Here is a 15,781-nt window from a genome sequence, read left to right as displayed (position 1 = left end):
CTCAGGGTTGTAAGTCATGGGGTCTGATACGGGGGTCCTGGGGCCGGAGGCCTTCATCGCGAAGGCCTCCGGACTCCCGTCAGACCTCTTCGACGCTGCTCGGCTCGCGCCGGGACAGGTCGATGCCAAGCTCCTCCGCAGCGCGGAAGACGTCCTCGTCGGTGTCGCGCATCTCGATGGACATGCCGTCCGAGGACAGCACCTCCACGTTGAGGCACAGGGACTGCATCTCCTTGATGAGCACCTTGAAGGACTCGGGGATGCCGGGCTCGGGGATGTTCTCGCCCTTGACGATGGCCTCGTAGACCTTCACGCGGCCGGTCACGTCGTCGGACTTGATGGTCAGCAGCTCCTGGAGGGCGTACGCGGCGCCGTAAGCCTCCAGCGCCCACACCTCCATCTCACCGAAGCGCTGGCCACCGAACTGGGCCTTACCACCCAGCGGCTGCTGGGTGATCATCGAGTACGGACCGGTCGACCGGGCGTGCAGCTTGTCGTCGACCAGGTGGTGCAGCTTGAGGATGTACATGTAGCCGACCGAGATCGGCTCCGGGAACGGCTCGCCGGAGCGGCCGTCGAACAGCGGCGCCTTACCGGTCGGGAGCACCATGCGCTCGCCGTCGCGGTTCGGGATGGTGTGGTTCAGCAGACCGGCCAGCTCGTCCTCACGCGCACCGTCGAAGACGGGGGTGGCGACGTTGGTGCCCGGCGCGACCTGGTCGGCCTCGATGGCCTGCAGGCGCTGGGCCCAGTCGTCCGCGAGGCCGGAGACGTCCCAGCCGCGGCTGGCGAGCCAGCCGAGGTGGATCTCCAGGACCTGACCCGGGTTCATTCGGGACGGCACACCGAGCGGGTTGAGGATGATGTCGACCGGGGTGCCGTCCTCCAGGAACGGCATGTCCTCGATCGGCAGGATCTTCGAGATGACGCCCTTGTTGCCGTGACGGCCGGCGAGCTTGTCACCGTCGGTGATCTTGCGCTTCTGCGCGACGTAGACGCGCACCAGCTGGTTCACACCGGGGGGAAGCTCGTCGCCCTCCTCGCGGTCGAAGACGCGGACGCCGATGACCTTGCCGATCTCGCCGTGCGGCACCTTCAGCGAGGTGTCACGGACCTCACGGGCCTTCTCACCGAAGATGGCGCGCAGCAGGCGCTCCTCCGGCGTCAGCTCGGTCTCACCCTTGGGCGTGACCTTGCCGACGAGGATGTCGCCGGCGACGACCTCGGCACCGATACGGATGATGCCGCGCTCGTCGAGGTCGGCGAGGACCTCCTCGGAGACGTTCGGGATGTCCCGGGTGATCTCCTCGGGGCCGAGCTTGGTGTCACGGGCGTCGACCTCGTGCTCCTCGATGTGGATCGAGGAGAGGACGTCGTCCTGCACGAGGCGCTGCGACAGGATGATCGCGTCCTCGTAGTTGTGACCCTCCCACGGCATGAACGCCACGAGCAGGTTCTTGCCCAGCGCCATCTCGCCGTTCTGGGTGGCCGGACCGTCGGCCAGGACCTGGCCCTCGATGATCCGGTCGCCCTCGTTGACGATGACCTTCTGGTTGACCGAGGTGCCCTGGTTGGAGCGGGCGAACTTGGCCAGCCGGTACGTGATGTACGTGCCGTCGTCGTTGGCGGTGGTGATGTAGTCCGCAGAGACCTCCTGGACCACACCGGGCTTCTCGGCCTTGACCACGTCGCCGGCGTCGACGGCGGAGCGGTACTCCATGCCGGTGCCGACGAGCGGGGACTCGGACTTAATCAGCGGCACGGCCTGACGCATCATGTTCGCGCCCATGAGGGCACGGTTGGCGTCGTCGTGCTCGAGGAAGGGGATCATGGCGGTCGCGACCGACACCATCTGGCGCGGCGAGACGTCCATGTAGTCCACGTCCTCGCCGGTGACGTAGTCGACCTCGCCGCCCTTACGGCGGACGAGCACCCGGGCCTCGGCGAAGCGGAGGTCGTCCGTCAGCTGCGCGTTGGCCTGCGCGATGACGAAGCGGTCCTCCTCGTCGGCGGTCAGGTAGTCGACCTCGTCGGTGACCTGGCCCTCGAACACCTTGCGGTACGGGGTCTCCACGAAACCGAACGCGTTGACCCGGCCGTAGGAGGCGAGCGAGCCGATCAGACCGATGTTCGGGCCTTCGGGCGTCTCGATCGGGCACATGCGGCCGTAGTGCGAGGGGTGCACGTCACGGACCTCGAAGCCGGCCCGCTCACGGGAGAGACCACCCGGGCCAAGAGCCGACAGACGGCGCTTGTGGGTGAGACCCGACAGCGGGTTGTTCTGGTCCATGAACTGCGACAGCTGGCTGGTACCGAAGAACTCCTTGATGGAGGCGACGACCGGCCGGATGTTGATCAGGGTCTGCGGCGTGATCGCCTCGACGTCCTGGGTCGTCATCCGCTCGCGGACGACACGCTCCATACGCGCCAGACCCGTACGGACCTGGTTCTGGATGAGCTCGCCGACGCTGCGCAGGCGGCGGTTGCCGAAGTGGTCGATGTCGTCGGTCTCGACGACGATGTTCGTACCGCTGTCGCCGACCGTCTCGGTCTCGCCCGCGTGCAGCTTCACCAGGTACTTGATCGTCGAGATGATGTCCTCGACGGTCAGGATGCCCGCGTCCAGCGGAGCGTCCGCACCCAGCTTCTTGTTGACCTTGTAGCGGCCGACCTTGGCCAGGTCGTAGCGCTTGGGGTTGAAGTAGAGGTTTTCGAGCAGCGTCTGCGCGGCCTCACGCGTGGGGGGCTCGCCCGGACGCAGCTTGCGGTAGATGTCGAGCAGCGCGTCGTCCTGGCCCTGGGTGTGGTCCTTCTCCAGGGTGGCGCGCATCGACTCGTACTCGCCGAACTCCTCGAGGATCTGCTCGGTGGTCCAGCCGAGCGCCTTGAGCAGGACGGTGACGGACTGCTTGCGCTTGCGGTCGATGCGCACACCGACCATGTCGCGCTTGTCGATCTCCATCTCCAGCCAGGCACCCCGGGACGGGATGATCTTGGCGGAGAAGATGTCCTTGTCGGACGTCTTGTCGATGGAGGAGTCGAAGTAGACACCGGGCGAACGGACGAGCTGCGACACCACGACACGCTCGGTGCCGTTGATGACGAAGGTGCCCTTGTTCGTCATGAGCGGGAAGTCGCCCATGAAGACCGTCTGGGACTTGATCTCGCCGGTCTCGTTGTTCGTGAACTCAGCGGTGACGAAGAGCGGGGCCGCGTACGTGAAGTCGCGGTCCTTGCACTCGTCGATGGAGTTCTTCGGCGGCTCGAAGCGGTGGTCGCGGAAGGTCAGCGACATCGACCCGCTGAAGTCCTCGATCGGGGAGATCTCCTCGAAGATCTCCTCGAGCCCGGACTTGGTGGGGACGTCCTGACCGTTCTCGAGAGCCTCCTCGACCCGACTCTGCCAGGCGGTGTTGCCGAGCAGCCAGTCGAAGCTCTCGGTCTGCAGCGCGAGCAGGTTCGGAACCTCGAGAGGCTCCTTGATCTTTGCAAAAGAGATGCGCAGCGGGGCAGTGCTGGCGGCGTTGTTCGTATTCGCGGTCGAGGCGTTGCGCGAGGCGGCCAAGAGGGGGTCCTTCCGAGGGCTCGGACTCACTACGCGCGTACCGGCCCCTCTCCCGTACATGGAGACAAGCTGTGCCGTGAGGGCCGAAAGGCCAGGTCAGGCATGTCTTGTCATCGATGCTCGGGCGAGGGCAGACCCCTGGTGACGGGCAGGGGACAGCTAACAGGCAGCGCAAAGGGTCAGTGTAGCCACTTGGCACACTGATGTCCAGTGCGGGTCCTGGAACCCGTGTTCACCCTCGTTGTTCCACTCCTGCGACAAGGCGCTGCCCTCAACGCACGTTAGTACTGCCCTCTTCGTCGCCGATCCATGCCTCGGATTCGGATCCTGTGACGACGCGTCCTGAGAATTGCGCGCTGCGTGCGGTTCGTCAAGGCCCCTCTGCCCGATCCGGGGCCGCCCGGAGACACGACGAAGATCACCATACCCCCCGTCACCGGGGCTTCAAGGCAACCGCGGCCCGCCCCCGAGAACGCCGAAGAGCGACCACCCGGATGGATGATCGCTCTTCCGCGCTTACGCGTTACACGTCCAACGGGACGTGTTGTGGATCCTGACGGATCCGAGGGTGTTACTTGACCTCGACGGAGGCGCCGGCGCCCTTGAGGGACTCGGCGGCCTTCTCGGCGGCGTCCTTGGCGACCTTCTCGAGAACGGGCTTCGGGGCGCCGTCCACGAGGTCCTTGGCCTCCTTCAGACCCAGGGAGGTCAGCTCACGCACGACCTTGATGACCTGGATCTTCTTGTCGCCGGCACCCGTGAGGATGACGTCGAACTCGTCCTGCTCCTCAGCGGCCTCGGCCGGGGCGGCCGGGCCGGCCGGGCCGGCGACGGCGACGGCCGCGGCGGCGGTGACGTCGAACTTCTCCTCGAACGCCTTCACGAACTCGGAGAGCTCGATGAGGGTCATCTCCTCGAACTGCGCGAGCAGGTCTTCCTGGCTGAGCTTCGCCATGATGGCGGTCCTTCCACTAAATCGGCAGGTGCCGGATGTACATGTGAGGCGGGCGTACTACTGGCCCGCGACGGTCGCCGCGTTCAGGCAGCGGCGGCCGGGATGCGAGCCGAGTTACTCGGCACCGCCCTGCTCGTCCCGCTTGGCACGGAGCGCGTCCACGGTGCGGACGAGCTTCGAGGGAAGCGCCTGGAAGAGCTGAGCAGCCTGGGACTGCTTGCCCTTGAAGGCACCCGCCAGCTTGGAGAGCAGAACCTCGCGGGACTCGAGGTCCGCAAGCTTCTTGATCTCATCGGCGGACAACGCCTTGCCGTCAAGGACGCCGCCCTTGATGACGAGGTTGGGGTTGTCCTTGGCGAAGTCACGGAGACCCTTCGCCGCCTCGACCGGGTCACCGGTCACGAAGGCGACGGCCGACGAACCCGCAAAGAGGTCGTCCAGCGTCGTGATCCCGGCCTCGTTGGCCGCAATCTTGGTCAGCGTGTTCTTCGCCACACGGTACTGAGCGTTCTCACCGAGTGAACGACGCAGCTGCTGGAGCTGCGCGACGGTGAGACCGGTGTACGCGGTAACGACGGCAGCGTTGGAGTTGCGGAACTTGTCCCGCATCTCCTCGACGGCATCGACCTTGTCAGGCCTCGCCATGAGCCTCGGCCTCCTTCCGGGTGTGTCGGACCGCGCGGACCCGAAGGAGGACTGGGGAAAACGAAACGCCCCGGCGCAAGCGCACGGGGCGTAGCTCAACCGGTTTCACACACGCACGAGGCGGCGGGCTCCGGGAACTTCTCCAGTGTCACCTGCGCGGGTCGTCCGCCGTTCAGCGGATCCTTCGGCCACCGCGCCCTCTGATGAGCACGCGGTAACGACCAGCGGTCTTTGGCTTCTGTAGGAGAGTACGGGAACGGATCGCCGTCAAGCAAATCCGCCCGTACGGCTGATCAGCGCGGGGCGGTCTGCTTGCGCATCAGGTCGTCGAAGTCCCCGGTGTCGGACCGCGGGGGGCGCTCGGCCCGGACGGTCGCGCCGTAGTCGGTGTAGTGCGCCGTCTGGGTCATCAGGCCCGTGGCCGTCCGCGCCTTCTCGACCTTCTTGACCAGCAGGTTCCGCTCGTCGATCCAGATGTCGACCGTCTCGGTGGTCACACCGGCCTCGGTGAGCTGCTTGCGCAGGCCGGCGTCGGCGATGTCGGCCGCCGCCACGGTGCCGGACCAGTGCGTGGCCGACCGGCCGCGGACGCTCTCCCGGCCGACCTTCCTGACGTCGCCGGAGGACAGCAGGAGCTTCACGGACTGGTTGGGCGTGGTGCTGCGCATCCGGTCGCCCAGGTGGCCGCCGGAGCCGCCGGCGAGGGCTTCGAGGTCCTCGTAGGCGTACCGGACCCACCGCTTGCCGCCCGCCTTCTCGGCGAATCTCTCGCCCATGCGCGCGTAGTACGCGTCGGGCAGGTAGCGGGCCTCCATCGAGGTGGTGCCGAGCCGGCGCATGGTGTCGGCCACGGTGCCGCCGGTGTACCTGATGGTGAGGGTGCCGGTGATGCCGTCGCTCCAGCCGAGAGTGCCGTCGGCGGTCATCGACATCAGCGAGCCCATGGTGGTCGTGGACTCGACCCGGGCGGACTCCGCGTGCTCGGTGGCGCGCTCCGCGGAGCGCAGGGCCGCCAGGGTGCGCCCGTGCGGAGCCCGTTTCTCGTGGCCGGGGCCGTCAAAGGGGTCCTGGGACGTGCAGGAGGCCACCCCCGTCAGCGCGGTCGCCACCGCGAGCACCAGGCCCACGCGGCGCACGGTCGAGCCCTGCATACGTCCCCCCGTTCGCATCCGGTTCCCGCACGTTAACCCAGGCCACCGGCGTACGTACCGGAAAAGGGAACGGGCCCCGCACCTGTAAGAGGTGCGGGGCCCGTGACCGGTTGGGTGAGCCGTCAGGCTCAGACCGCAGCCGGGTCCTCCTCGACGAGGAGGTTGCGGGTGCGGTTGGAGTCGACCGGAATGCCGGGGCCCATCGTGGTGCTGATGGCGGCCTTCTTGATGTAGCGACCCTTGGCGGCGGACGGCTTCAGACGGAGGATCTCCTCCAGGGCCGCGCCGTAGTTCTCCACCAGCTTGGTGTCGTCGAACGACGTCTTGCCGATGATGAAGTGCAGGTTCGCGTGCTTGTCGACGCGGAACTCGATCTTGCCGCCCTTGATCTCGGTGACGGCCTTGGTGACGTCGGGGGTGACGGTACCGGTCTTCGGGTTCGGCATCAGACCACGCGGACCGAGCACCCGGCCGAGGCGGCCGACCTTGCCCATGAGGTCCGGGGTGGCGACGACGGCGTCGAAGTCCAGACGGCCCTTCGACACCTCGTCGATCAGCTCGTCGGCGCCGACGATGTCGGCGCCCGCGGCACGCGCGGCCTCGGCACGGTCACCGGTCGCGAAGACCAGGACCCGGGCGGTCTTACCGGTGCCGTGCGGAAGGTTCACGGTGCCACGGACCATCTGGTCGGCCTTGCGCGGGTCGACACCCAGGCGGAAGGCGACCTCGACGGTGCCGTCGAACTTGGTCGTGGAGGTCTCCTTGGCGAGACGGACGGCCTCGAGCGGGGCGTAGAGCTTCTCCCGGTCGACCTTGGCGTCCGCAGCGCGAAGGGACTTGCTGCGCTTGCTCACTACTGCTCCTGTGGATTCTTAGGAGTCGTGGTCCGGGCCGAGCAGGCCCCGCCACTACTGCTGGTGGTGGTTGGGGCTCAGCCCTCGACCGTGACGCCCATGGAGCGGGCGGTGCCGGCGATGATCTTCTCGGCGGCGTCCAGGTCGTTGGCGTTGAGGTCGGGCATCTTGGTCGTGGCGATCTCACGGACCTGGTCACGCGTGATCTTCGCGACCTTGGTCTTGTGCGGCTCGCCGGAGCCCTTCTCGATGCCCGCGGCCTTCAGGATCATCTTCGCGGCCGGCGGCGTCTTGGTGATGAAGGTGAAGGAACGGTCCTCGTAGACCGTGATCTCCACCGGGATCACCCAGCCACGCTGCGACTCGGTCGCGGCGTTGTAGGCCTTGCAGAACTCCATGATGTTCACGCCGTGCTGACCCAGCGCGGGGCCGACCGGCGGGGCCGGGTTGGCGGCACCGGCCTGGATCTGGAGCTTGATGAGCCCCGTGACCTTCTTCTTCTTGGGAGGCATAGCTCTCCGGGTCCTTTCGATTCGGGTCCTGCCTGCGTACGGGGACCACCCGGACGCAGGCATACCGCACAACGATAACGGGTATAGATGCGCGGCCAAAAACCGCGCAGGTCAGGCGGACGCTCGAGCGATCGCCTGACCTGCGCGGAAGCGGTGAATCCGGAAGTCAGTTCTTCTGGATCTGGTCGAAGGAGAGCTCGACCGGCGTCTCGCGGCCGAAGATCTCGACGAGGCCCTTGACCTTCTTGGAGTCGGGGTTGATCTCGTTGATGGTCGCCTGCAGCGTGGCGAACGGGCCGTCGGTGACGGTGACCGAGTCGCCGACCTCGAAGTCCAGCACCTGGACCTCGACCTTGCGCTGCGGAGCCGGCTTGCCCTCGGCCTCGGCGGCCTCGCGGGCGGCCTTCTCCTCGGCCTCGGGGGCGAGCATCTTGACGATCTCGTCCAGGGTCAGCGGGTACGGGTCGTAGGCGTTGCCCACGAAGCCGGTGACGCCGGGGGTGTTGCGGACGACGCCCCAGGACTCGTTCGTCAGGTCCATGCGGACGAGGACGTAGCCCGGGAGCTTGTTCTGCTTGATCGTCTTGCGGTCGCCGTTCTTGATCTGGACGACCTCTTCCTGCGGCACCTCGGCCTGGAAGATGTAGTCCTCGACGTTCAGCGAGACGGCGCGCTGCTCGAGGTTGGTCTTCACGCGGTTCTCGTAGCCGGCGTAGGTGTGGATGACGTACCACTCGCCGGGCAGGACCCGCAGTTCCTCGCGGAGCTTCTCGATCGGGTCGCGGTCGTCCTCGGGCTCTTCCTCGAGTTCTTCCGCGGCCTCTTCGGCGTCCTCGGTCTCCGCCTCGGCGGCGTCGTCCGCGACGGCGTCGGCAGCCTCGACCTCGGCAGAGGCCTCGGTGTCCTCGCTGTCCGCGCCCTCGACGATGTCGAGCTCGTCCTCGACGGACTCGACAGGCTCGATGGCGTCGTTCACGTTCGGGTCAGACACGGTGGCTGCTTCTTCCTGGATACATAGGGGTGGAACATGCGAAAGGAGCGCCGGGTACCTCGGCGCTCTTCGCGGACTGCTCAGCCGAACACGTACTTGGCGGCGTTGCTGAGCCCATAGTCAATCACGGTGACCAGGCCGATCATGATGACGACGAAGATGATCACCACGGTCGTGTAGGTCGTCAGCTGGTTGCGGGTCGGCCAGACGACCTTGCGCAGTTCCGCGACGATCTGACGGTAGAAGAGGGCGAGCCGCTTGAGCGGGCCCTTCTTGCCGCGCTTGCCGCCCTTGCGAGTCTTCTTGGACTCCGGCGCCTCGTCCTGGGCATCAGGCATGTCGATGGAGCCCACGGCGTCCGTCACTCGTCCTCACCTGATTCCGGGTCGTGGCCGTGCCGCGCCCGGTCTGAGCCGCACGGCGGTGCATTGCTGTACGTACATGCGCACACATCCTGGCGAAGGTGTGTGTAGCAGGGCCGGAGGGACTTGAACCCCCAACCGCTGGTTTTGGAGACCAGTGCTCTACCAATTGAGCTACGACCCTTTGTGTGCCACCCAACGTACCGCATCCATCCGGATGCTTGGTGTGCACCGAACGGGCGCGGCCTGCTGAAGGCCAACGAGGTGTGAGTGTACGTGCTCGGCGGCCGGTCGTCGAACAGAAAGGGCCCGCGGGAGGCCTCGTCGGCGCAAGATCGCCTGCGGAACCGGGGGCGGACTGACGTGAATCCGCTGAAGATCGCCCAGGCCGTGCGGGTGATCCGCACTGTTGTTCAGGGGTTTGCCCGACGTTGTTCAGTCTGTGAAACCCCCGTGCCGCGCGCGTTTCCGGTCTGAAACGATGGGCCCCATGAGCGCTGCAACCCCTCCCACCGAGCGCCGGGTCTCCGCCCGAGTCGGCGCGATCTCCGAGTCCGCCACCCTCGCCGTGGACGCCAAGGCCAAGGCCCTCAAGGCCGCAGGGCGGCCGGTGATCGGCTTCGGCGCCGGTGAGCCCGACTTCCCCACCCCGGACTACATCGTCGAGGCCGCGATCGAGGCCTGCAAGAACCCGAAGTACCACCGCTACACGCCGGCCGGCGGTCTTCCCGAGCTGAAGGCCGCCATCGCCGCGAAGACGCTGCGGGACTCCGGCTACGAGCCCGACGTGTCGCAGATCCTCGTCACCAACGGCGGCAAGCAGGCCATCTACGAGGCCTTCGCCGCGATCCTCGACCCGGGCGACGAGGTCATCGTGCCCGCGCCCTACTGGACGACGTACCCCGAGTCGATCCGGCTGGCCGGGGGTGTGCCGGTGGAGGTCGTCGCCGACGAGACGACCGGCTACCGGGTGTCCGTCGAGCAGCTGGAGGCGGCGCGCACGGAGAAGACGAAGGTCGTCCTCTTCGTCTCGCCGTCCAACCCGACCGGCGCGGTCTACAGCGAGCAGGAGACCGAGGCCATCGGCCGCTGGGCCGTCGAGCACGGCCTGTGGGTGATGACCGACGAGATCTACGAGCACCTCGTCTACGGCGGCGCCTCCGCCGTGTCGCTGCCGGCGGTGCTGCCGGAGCTGCGCGACAAGTGCGTCGTGGTCAACGGTGTCGCGAAGACGTACGCGATGACCGGCTGGCGTGTCGGGTGGATCATCGGCCCGAAGGACGTCGTCAAGGCCGCGACCAACCTGCAGTCGCACGCCACGTCGAACGTGTCCAACGTCGCCCAGGCGGCCGCGCTGGCCGCCGTCTCGGGTGAGCTGGACGCCGTCGCGAAGATGCGTGAGGCGTTCGACCGGCGGCGCAAGACCATCGTGCGGATGCTGAACGAGATCGACGGCGTGGTCTGCCCGGAGCCGGAGGGCGCGTTCTACGCCTACCCGTCGGTGAAGGCGCTGGTCGGCAAGGAGATCCGGGGCCGGCGGCCCAAGGACACGGTCGAGCTCGCCGCGCTGATCCTTGAGGAGTCCGAGGTCGCGGTGGTGCCGGGTGAGGCGTTCGGTACGCCCGGGTACCTGCGGCTGTCGTACGCGCTGGGTGACGAGGATCTGGTCGAGGGTGTGAGCCGGATCCAGAAGCTGCTGGCGGAGGCGCGGGACTGACGTCCGCTTCGCCGCTCCCGCGACATGGGGCACATACCGGGTCCGGTATGTGCCCCATTTGTTTGTGCGAGCAAGACCACGAAAGGGGAAACGGCTACCGGGACGGCTGAGGCGTGCGGCAGGATCTTGGGATGGAGCGTGTACGTGATGTCTCTGAGCTGCCGAAGGCCCATCTGCATCTGCACTTCACCGGGTCGATGCGGCCCTCGACCGTGCTGGAACTGGCCGACAAGTACGGGGTGCGGTTGCCCGACGCGCTGACCGAGGCCCTGGTCGGCGGAGAGCCGCCGAGACTGCGGGCGACGGACGAGCGGGGCTGGTTCCGCTTCCAGCGGCTGTACGACGCGGCGCGCTCGTGTCTGCGGGAGCCGGAGGACATCCAGCGGCTGGTGCGGGAGGCCGCGGAGGAGGATCTGCGGGACGGGTCGGGATGGCTGGAGATCCAGGTCGACCCCACGTCGTACGCGCCGCGGCTGGGTGGGCTGATTCCGGCGCTCGAGGTCATCCTCGACGCGGTGGAGACGACGTCGCGGGAGACCGGGCTCGGGATGCGGGTGCTGGTCGCCGCGAACCGGATGAAGCATCCGCTGGACGCGCGGACGCTGGCGCGGCTGGCGACGCGGTACGCGGACCGGGGGGTCGTCGGGTTCGGGCTGTCGAACGACGAGCGTCGGGGGATGGCGCGGGACTTCGACCGGGCGTTCGGGATCGCGCGTGAGGCCGGGTTGCTGTCGGCGCCGCACGGGGGTGAGCTCGCGGGGCCGTCGTCGGTGCGGGACTGCCTGGACGACCTGGGGGCGAACCGGGTGGGGCACGGGGTGCGGGCTGCGGAGGATCCGCGGCTGATGAAGCGGCTGGCGGACCGGCAGGTGACGTGCGAGGTGTGTCCGGCGTCGAACGTGGCGCTGGGGGTGTACGAGAAGCCGGAGGATGTGCCGCTGCGGACGCTGTTCGAGGCGGGGGTGCCGTTGGCGCTGGGCGCGGACGATCCGTTGCTGTTCGGGTCGCGGCTTGCGGCGCAGTACGAGATCGCGCGGCGGCATCATGAGTTCACGGATGCGGAGCTGGCGGAGGTGGCTCGGCAGTCGGTGCGGGGGTCGGCGGCGCCGGAGGATGTGAAGACGAGGCTGCTGGCGGGGGTGGACGACTGGCTGGCGTCCTAGCTGACGTCTTGCGCCTGACCGGCGGGTGGTGGGTCGGGGCCGCGCCGGGGGGGCTAGCTGCGGGCATGCGTGCCGCTAAGGGCGGCACGGGTGGGCGCAGCGGCACCCCGCTACGCCGGGCTGCGGACCCACCCGGCCTTGGCAACAACGCCGGGTGGCTACAGGCTGACTCCTACCGTCACCGGCTCGTTGACCAGGGTGATTCCGAACGTCTCGTGGACTCCGGCCACGACCTCGCGGGCCAGGGCGAGGAGATCCTCGGTGGTCGCACTCCCCCGGTTCGTGAGCGCCAGCGTGTGCTTCGTGGAGATGCGGGCCGGTCCGTCGCCGTAGCCCTTGGTGAAGCCGGACTTGTCGATCAGCCAGGCCGCGGAGGTCTTGGTACGGCCTTCGCCGGCCGGGTATGCCGGGGGTTCCACACCGTCGCCCAGCCGGTCGCGGACACGGGCGCGGAACGTCTCGAAGTCCGTGTCTGTGAGGATCGGGTTGGTGAAGAAGGAGCCGGCCGACCAGGTGTCGTGGTCCTCGGGGTCGAGGACCATGCCCTTGCCGGCCCGCAGCTTGAGCACCGTCTCGCGGGCCGAGGCGAGGGGGACGCGGTCGCCCGGTTCCACGCCGAGGGCTCGGGCCGTCTCGGCGTAGCGGAGGGGCGCGGAGAGGCCCTCGGCGTCCTCCAGGGAGAAGCGCACGCGCAGGACCACGTAGCGCTCGGGGTCGGACTTGAAGCGGCTGTGGCGGTAGGAGAAGGCGCAGTCCTCGTTGGCCAGGGTGACCGTCTCGCCGGTGCGGCGGTCGTAGGCGACGACCTCGGTGATCGTCGAGGAGACCTCCTGGCCGTACGCCCCGACGTTCTGGATGGGGGTCGCGCCCGCCGAGCCGGGGATGCCGGCCAGGCACTCGATGCCGGCCAGGCCCGCCTCGACCGTGCGGGCGACGGCGTCGGTCCAGGTCTCGCCGGCCGCGAGCTCCAGGTGCGTGCCGTCGAGGGAGTAGCCCTTGGTGGCGAGGACGAGGGCGGTGCCCTCGAAGCCCTTGTCGCCGATGACCAGGTTCGAGCCGCCGCCGATGAGCAGCAGCGGGGTGCCCGCCTCGTCGGCTTCGCGGACGGCGGCGATCACCTCGTCGTCCGTCGTCGCGGTGACCAGCCGGGTCGCGGGGCCGCCCAGCCGGAAGGTCGTCAGCGGGGCGAGGGGGGCGTCGTGGAGTTCCTGCACGGGCTCAAGACTACGAGACGGCACTGACAGGGTCGGGCACGCGTGCGTGCGGCCCCGTTCCGCGGGGGGATCGGGGCCGCACGCGCGCGTGGGCTGTCAGGGGAGGCGACGGAGTGCCTCGTCCCAGGAGATCGGGAGGTCCTCGCTGCTCGCCTGCCAGGTGGTGAAGGCGGAGTCCCTCATCTGCGGGGCGAGGCCACGGGAGGAGGGGCCGTGGGCACCCGCGCGGACGAAGGCGTGGAGGGCGTCCTTGGACTCCCAGGCCGACAGGGTCCAGAAGGTCCGTTGCAGGGGCTTCGCCTTCAGGGTCGCTCCGTAGGCGCCGGGGCTGCGGCGGACCTGCCGCCAGACGGCGGGCGTCCCCGCGAGGAACTTCAGGGCTCCCCACAGGGTGCGGGTCTCGAAGCGGGAGGCGAAGACGTGCACCTCGGTGTCGCGGGGCGGCGTGGTCGGGACGGTCCAGGGAAGAGTGGGCATGGCCGCTTCTCCTTGTTGGGGTCCTTCGGGGTCAGTGGGCGGCCGTCTCCAGCACCGGTGCCGGTTCGGCCGGGTCCTCCTGCCGTTCCGTGCGGCGCCGGGTCGGTATCAGCAGGGCGGCGATGCCGGCGAGGGCGACCACCGCGGAGCCCGTCACCAGGGCGGGCCGCATGCCGTCGACGAAGGTCTGGCCGGTCTCGTAGCCGCCCTGGGCGGCGAAGATCGACGCCATGACGGCGATGCCGAGCGCCCCGCCCACCTCGCGCAGCGCGTTGTTGGCCCCGGAGGCGATGCCCTGCTCCGACGGCCGCACGCTGGACATCACCAGGTGCGAAGCGGGGGCGAAGTAGAGCGCCATGCCGATGCCGCTGACGATCAGGGCGGGCAGTTGCGAGGCGTAGGAGGCGTCGGTCGTGGCCACCACCGCCATGTAGCCGAGGCCGAGGGCCTGCAGGAAGAGGCCGGTGGCGACGACCGGGCGGCCGCCGATGCGGTCGGCCAGGATGCCGGCGATGGGGGCGACCAGCATCGGCATGCCGGTCCAGGGCAGCATCCTGAGGCCCGCCTCGGTGGGCGAGTAGCCGAGGACGCCCTGCATGTACTGGCTGAGCAGGAAGATCGAGCCGAACATGCCGAGGAACATCAGCAGGCTCGCCGCGTTGATGCCGGCGAAGGCACGGGAGCGGAACAGCCGCATGGGAAGCATCGGGTTCTTGGCGCGGGTGCTGTAGAGGATGAAGCCGGCGAGCAGCGCGGAGCCCGCGAACAGGCCCGTCAGCACGAGGGACCCGGTCCAGCCGTCGACGGGCCCGCGGACCAGGCCGTAGACGATGCCGAAGAGGCCGCCGCTGGCGAGCAGGGTGCCGGGGACGTCGAGCGGGGCTCCGGTGCCGTGGGACTCGGCGAGGCGCAGCCGGGCGAGCGGCAGCAGGGCCAGGCCCAGCGGGACGTTCAGCCAGAAGATCCACTGCCAGGAGATGTGCTCGGTGAGGGTGCCGCCGACGAGCGGCCCGGAGGCGACGGCGAGTCCGTTGACCGCGCCCCAGATGCCGTAGGCCATGCCGCGCTTGGCGACGGGCACGGCGGCGGTCAGCAGGGTGAGCGTCAGCGGCATCATCACGGCCGCGCCGACGCCCTGGATCGCGCGGGCGGCGATGAGGGAGTCGATGCCGGGCGCCATGGCCGCGGCGGCGGAGGCGCCGGTGAAGACGGCGAGTCCGGCGATGAACAGCCGGCGGCGGCCGAAGCGGTCGCCGAGGGCCGCGCCGAACATCAGCAGGACGGCGAAGGTGAGCGTGTAGGCGCTCACGGTCCATTCCAGGTCGTGCAGTCCGCCGCCGAGATCTTCGCGGATGGAGGGCAGGGCGGTGGTGACGACGAGATTGTCGAGGGCCGCCATGAATCCGGCGACGCTGGTGATGACGAGGGCCCAGGCGGCTCCCCCGCGACGTGCGGTCTGCTGTGACATCGCTCCCCCATGGAGTGTGTGCCGTGATCGATTAGTTATTGATTACTAACTTTCGCGGTCATGAAAATGCGCCGCATCCTCGCCCTTCCCTGTCAGTCCTCCGGCCGGGCCTTGCGGCGCGCCGACGGGTACATGCCCTCCCAGACGCGGTGCTCGGGCGGGAATCCCATGGCCGTCAGGCAGTTGATGAGCATCCCGTACGCCATGAACGTCGTGGTCTCACCCGCGTCCGCCCCCAGCGGGATGTGGACGGTGTCCCACAGGCGCATCCAGCCGGCCCGCACCGACTCGCCGAACTCGTGGTCCCCCTCCTCCTCGGCGGCCCGCACGGCGACGTACATCTGCATCTGCATCATGAGCCGCTCGGGGCGCTCCTCGATGACCTTGGTGTACGCCTCCCCCATCGCGTGCAGCGCCTCTTCGCCCTCAAGCCCCTCGGAGGCATCCGCGAACGTGCGGATGGTTTCCTCCACACAGCGCTGAGCCGCCGCCAGGAAGATCGCCTTCTTGCCGGGGAAGAGCCGGAAGAGGTACGGCTGCGACACGCCGACCCGACGGGCGATCGCCTCGGTCGAGGTGCCGTGGTAGCCACCACGGGCGAACTCGGTCGTCGCCGCCCGGATGACGCTCTCGCGCCGCTCTTCCGCACTCATCCTGGCCATACATTCGAAGTTAGTGTTCAATCACTAACTCTGTCAAGCGATGTT

The 15,781-nt window shown here is 68.5% G+C and carries 14 protein-coding genes and 1 tRNA gene; 2 read left to right on the top strand and 13 right to left on the bottom strand.

Annotated features, from left to right (window positions below; all coding sequences use genetic code 11):
- Positions 1-79: 79 nt before the first annotated feature.
- The 9 genes from rpoB to IGS69_RS20900 form a co-directional block, all read right to left on the bottom strand.
- The gene (gene rpoB, locus IGS69_RS20940; protein WP_030839719.1) at positions 80-3,565 is read right to left on the bottom strand and encodes a DNA-directed RNA polymerase subunit beta; all 3,486 of its coding nucleotides are present in this window, start codon (positions 3,563-3,565) and stop codon (positions 80-82) included.
- 571 nt (positions 3,566-4,136) lie between these two features.
- Positions 4,137-4,520 carry a 50S ribosomal protein L7/L12 gene (gene rplL / locus IGS69_RS20935; RefSeq protein ID WP_031141278.1) on the bottom strand — a complete coding sequence of 128 codons (384 nt, stop codon included), beginning with the start codon at positions 4,518-4,520 and terminating at the stop codon, positions 4,137-4,139.
- Between the two features lie 114 nt (positions 4,521-4,634).
- The gene (rplJ, locus tag IGS69_RS20930; protein WP_190902044.1) at positions 4,635-5,165 is read right to left on the bottom strand and encodes a 50S ribosomal protein L10; all 531 of its coding nucleotides are present in this window, start codon (positions 5,163-5,165) and stop codon (positions 4,635-4,637) included.
- Between the two features lie 293 nt (positions 5,166-5,458).
- The gene (locus tag IGS69_RS20925) at positions 5,459-6,316 is read right to left on the bottom strand and encodes a LolA-like protein (protein ID WP_190902042.1); all 858 of its coding nucleotides are present in this window, start codon (positions 6,314-6,316) and stop codon (positions 5,459-5,461) included.
- A 128-nt stretch (positions 6,317-6,444) separates the two neighbouring features.
- A complete protein-coding gene (rplA, locus tag IGS69_RS20920) occupies positions 6,445-7,170 on the bottom strand; it encodes a 50S ribosomal protein L1 (protein ID WP_031102571.1) in 726 nt (241 codons plus the stop codon).
- Between the two features lie 77 nt (positions 7,171-7,247).
- Positions 7,248-7,682: a 50S ribosomal protein L11 gene (rplK, locus tag IGS69_RS20915; RefSeq protein ID WP_003992325.1), complete on the bottom strand. Its 435-nt coding sequence runs from the start codon at positions 7,680-7,682 to the stop codon at positions 7,248-7,250.
- Between the two features lie 166 nt (positions 7,683-7,848).
- Positions 7,849-8,673 carry a transcription termination/antitermination protein NusG gene (gene nusG, locus IGS69_RS20910; protein ID WP_185012666.1) on the bottom strand — a complete coding sequence of 275 codons (825 nt, stop codon included), beginning with the start codon at positions 8,671-8,673 and terminating at the stop codon, positions 7,849-7,851.
- A gap of 80 nt (positions 8,674-8,753) precedes the next feature.
- Positions 8,754-9,038 carry a preprotein translocase subunit SecE gene (gene secE / locus IGS69_RS20905; protein WP_030839741.1) on the bottom strand — a complete coding sequence of 95 codons (285 nt, stop codon included), beginning with the start codon at positions 9,036-9,038 and terminating at the stop codon, positions 8,754-8,756.
- Between the two features lie 108 nt (positions 9,039-9,146).
- Positions 9,147-9,219 (bottom strand) — tRNA-Trp (locus IGS69_RS20900).
- Positions 9,220-9,525: 306 nt separating this feature from the next.
- Between IGS69_RS20900 and IGS69_RS20895 the strand changes: the two genes are divergently transcribed.
- Positions 9,526-10,752, top strand: coding sequence for a pyridoxal phosphate-dependent aminotransferase (locus IGS69_RS20895; RefSeq protein WP_190902040.1), 1,227 nt, complete (start codon positions 9,526-9,528; stop codon positions 10,750-10,752).
- A 131-nt stretch (positions 10,753-10,883) separates the two neighbouring features.
- Positions 10,884-11,915, top strand: coding sequence for an adenosine deaminase (locus tag IGS69_RS20890; protein WP_190902038.1), 1,032 nt, complete (start codon positions 10,884-10,886; stop codon positions 11,913-11,915).
- 158 nt (positions 11,916-12,073) lie between these two features.
- On the opposite strand, the gene IGS69_RS20885 is transcribed toward IGS69_RS20890, so the two are convergent.
- The 4 genes from IGS69_RS20885 to IGS69_RS20870 form a co-directional block, all read right to left on the bottom strand.
- Positions 12,074-13,129, bottom strand: a complete 1,056-nt coding sequence (locus IGS69_RS20885) for a UDP-N-acetylmuramate dehydrogenase (RefSeq protein ID WP_190902036.1) — start codon at positions 13,127-13,129, stop codon at positions 12,074-12,076.
- A gap of 96 nt (positions 13,130-13,225) precedes the next feature.
- A complete protein-coding gene (locus IGS69_RS20880; RefSeq protein WP_190902034.1) occupies positions 13,226-13,606 on the bottom strand; it encodes a DUF3291 domain-containing protein in 381 nt (126 codons plus the stop codon).
- A gap of 31 nt (positions 13,607-13,637) precedes the next feature.
- A complete protein-coding gene (locus IGS69_RS20875) occupies positions 13,638-15,074 on the bottom strand; it encodes an MFS transporter (RefSeq protein WP_190902032.1) in 1,437 nt (478 codons plus the stop codon).
- A 92-nt stretch (positions 15,075-15,166) separates the two neighbouring features.
- Positions 15,167-15,736 carry a TetR/AcrR family transcriptional regulator gene (locus IGS69_RS20870; RefSeq protein WP_190902030.1) on the bottom strand — a complete coding sequence of 190 codons (570 nt, stop codon included), beginning with the start codon at positions 15,734-15,736 and terminating at the stop codon, positions 15,167-15,169.
- Positions 15,737-15,781 lie beyond the last annotated feature (45 nt).

This window comes from Streptomyces tuirus (genome assembly GCF_014701095.1).
GTDB classification, from domain to species: Bacteria; Actinomycetota; Actinomycetes; order Streptomycetales; family Streptomycetaceae; genus Streptomyces; species Streptomyces tuirus.
The sequence above is the reverse complement of the archived record's forward strand: the minus strand, read 5'-3'. Positions and strand labels throughout refer to the sequence as shown.

Coding starts and splice junctions, on each gene's coding strand:
- IGS69_RS20895 (WP_190902040.1), top strand. CDS start 9,526: ATGAGCGCTGCAACCCCTCCCACCGAGCGCCGGGTCTCCGCCCGAGTC.
- IGS69_RS20925 (WP_190902042.1), bottom strand. CDS start 6,316: ATGCAGGGCTCGACCGTGCGCCGCGTGGGCCTGGTGCTCGCGGTGGCG.
- IGS69_RS20875 (WP_190902032.1), bottom strand. CDS start 15,074: ATGTCACAGCAGACCGCACGTCGCGGGGGAGCCGCCTGGGCCCTCGTC.
- rplL (WP_031141278.1), bottom strand. CDS start 4,520: ATGGCGAAGCTCAGCCAGGAAGACCTGCTCGCGCAGTTCGAGGAGATG.
- rplJ (WP_190902044.1), bottom strand. CDS start 5,165: ATGGCGAGGCCTGACAAGGTCGATGCCGTCGAGGAGATGCGGGACAAG.
- IGS69_RS20870 (WP_190902030.1), bottom strand. CDS start 15,736: ATGGCCAGGATGAGTGCGGAAGAGCGGCGCGAGAGCGTCATCCGGGCG.
- rplK (WP_003992325.1), bottom strand. CDS start 7,682: ATGCCTCCCAAGAAGAAGAAGGTCACGGGGCTCATCAAGCTCCAGATC.
- IGS69_RS20890 (WP_190902038.1), top strand. CDS start 10,884: ATGGAGCGTGTACGTGATGTCTCTGAGCTGCCGAAGGCCCATCTGCAT.
- IGS69_RS20880 (WP_190902034.1), bottom strand. CDS start 13,606: ATGCCCACTCTTCCCTGGACCGTCCCGACCACGCCGCCCCGCGACACC.